This window comes from Rubritalea profundi (genome assembly GCF_002954445.1).
GTDB lineage: Bacteria > Verrucomicrobiota > Verrucomicrobiia > Verrucomicrobiales > Akkermansiaceae > Rubritalea > Rubritalea profundi.
Map to the genome: position 1 here is coordinate 1908659 of NZ_MQWA01000001.1, position 2442 is coordinate 1911100.

The following is a 2442-nucleotide window of genomic DNA, read 5'->3' on the forward strand; positions in this document are numbered from 1 at the left end:
CCTTTATTGCTAGGTATTTGCTTTTTGCGTGGTGTCCCTGAGGACGTTGTTGGGGAGATCGGAGAGGGGGAGAAAGGGGGGTGCGGGGGGTGCGGGGGAAAGAGGGGGTAGTGAATTAGGAATTCTAAATTTAGAATTTGTGAATTACCGCTCACTGGAAGAGTCAATGGTGGAGTTGTGTCTGTTTTGGTGAGTATCGCTTGATTTTACGTTAAATGCGTACCTCCTCTATTAGTCTGTCTTTTTCTTGGTTGTTCACCGACTGGCTGAAATCACCCTCGTGGCCCAATATTTTGTCGTGTAACGTGAAACTTACTCATCAATAACTAAAGCGTATCGAGGTCAGCGATCAGCAGATGATGAGGCGTAAACGTCCGAGCATCTGATACGCTTCTTTCCCAGGCTAGAGGACTGTTCCTTTTCGTACTCCATCGAGTTCTCCCTCCTCGCATGTTGCTCTCGACCACCTCACTCAAAAAGCAAATTCCTAGTAGTCAAAGTATTGCTGCTGAACTTTATCTAAGAGCAACTTCGCAGCTTTGATATCAGGGATTGCTTTGGTGGCACCTCTGCCACCCCACTCGATACCAACCCAGGATCTGAAACCTGTATCTAGCACGATTTTCATCGCCTTGGCGAAGTCAGTTTCAATGACATTGCCGTTCTTATCGAAATTAATACATTTAGCACTCACACCTTTGGCAAATGGCATCAGATCAGCGATGCCTTGGTAACGATCGTACTTGCCAAAATTACCGAAGTCCGGCAGTGCTCCACAATTATCCATCTTCACGTCAGCTAGCACCTTTGAGAGCCACTGGCCATTGGATGATAGGCCACCGTGGTTCTCGACCACGACATTGATACCGAAGTCTGAGGCAAAGGTGGAGAGAGCACGCAAGCCATCAGTGGCCTGCTTCGCTTGTTCTTGCTCTGTACCAGTACCGTGAGCATTAACTCTGATGGTGTGACAACCAATGAATTGAGCCGCTTCTACCCATTTTTTATGATTTTCTACTGTCTGAGTGCGTTCTGCTAGAGTCTCCGCACCAATTGAGCCTTCACCATCTATCATGATGAGAACGTTAGTGACACCTTCGATGGCACTATTTTGTTTTAGTTGCTTGAGGAAGGACTTGTCTTTGGCTTTGTCTTTAAAGAAGCCTGAAACATATTCGACAGCGGAAATGCCAAATGTATTTTTGCTGAAACTCGCAAAGTCTTCGTTCTTAAGTCGTCCGCTTCTGAATTCATCTCGTAATGACCATTGAGCTAATGAAATAGGACAGGGGATCCTGGCTCCTGGGTCAGCTGATGTTTCTTGTCCGTTTTCTTTGGCTTGAGCAAAGGCTTGTGGCACTGTGATGCCTGCCGTTAGGGCAGCCAGTCCTGATCCGATAAAATTTCTACGTTGCATAGTTGTATGTATTATTTTTTGTTAGTGATTGCAACCTTGTGTGTCAAGGTGGTTTGAAATTTTGAGTTAGTTTTCGTGTGGTGGTAACTCCCTATTTTCTCGTCGCGTGATGCTCTTGACCGCCTCACTCAAAAAGCAGTCAGTAACAATTTTGATGAAATCAATCACCCCTCATTTTGAGCGTTTTTAAATAGGCAATGATGTCTCTCATTTCACTCTTAGTTAGGAGATTTTTCATATTTGGCATTGCCGACACTTTCGCATCTCCGTAGCCCTGGACCACGAAAGCGCTGGGCTCAATCAGTGAACGTATAAGATATTCACCTGTCGCTCTTTTCTGCTTACCTATTCTGGATAGATGTGGTCCGACTTTCTTAATCCCACGCCATCCAAAATTGTGACAAATAATACACTGTCCCTTACCACTATCGACTAGGTCTTTACCTAGCCTGACCTCGCCCCCTGCTAGTGTATGACGGTAAACCCCAAGAGTATTTTCCTTAGGGTAGCTATTTTTATGATTGAGTAATGCTTGCTTAGCTTCCTTTTCGGTGCGGTTTTCTAAGGCCGTGATAAGATCTAGAACACTGACATCCTCATGACTCTTTGTTGATAGTTTTTTGGCCCCCAATAGTATCGCCTTGAGAGAGACTGGGTCTTTGAGCGTTCCTAAAACTGCATAAACACCTCTCAGGTTAGCTCCTGTCTCGACGCGCTTGAGACTATATTCTAAGGCTTCCTTAGGTGACAATTCGAACATCTCCGATAGGGCGGTCTCCACAAAGGCACTTTCTTTTTCATCAAGAAACTTCTCTCTTACTTTTCCACGGATCACTTTATCATTGATTGCTAGATAGTATTTTAGGCGATCAGGAACGGAATTTTTCACATCGAGTGCTAGAGTTGCTAGGCGGCTATTATCAACTTCCAATCCATATGGTGAAGCTAAAGTCACGAGATGGAAATCTAAGTCCTTGTGTGTCTCCTTGCCCATCTTAGCTAAAATTGGTAACACTATTAACCTA

Annotated in this window: 2 protein-coding genes; both read right to left on the reverse strand. The window is 44.8% G+C overall.

Annotated features, from left to right (window positions below; all coding sequences use genetic code 11):
* Positions 1-487 precede the first annotated feature (487 nt).
* Entirely contained in the window at positions 488-1417 is a 930-nt protein-coding gene (locus BSZ32_RS08465) for a sugar phosphate isomerase/epimerase family protein (protein ID WP_105043036.1), read from the reverse strand.
* Between the two features lie 160 nt (positions 1418-1577).
* The coding region (locus BSZ32_RS08470) for a c-type cytochrome (protein WP_206018774.1) at positions 1578-2442 on the reverse strand (865 nt) is incomplete at its 5' end.

Bases quoted from the DNA above. Each gene is read 5' to 3' on its own strand.
- BSZ32_RS08465 (WP_105043036.1), bottom strand. From the start codon at position 1,417: ATGCAACGTAGAAATTTTATCGGATCAGGACTGGCTGCCCTAACGGCA.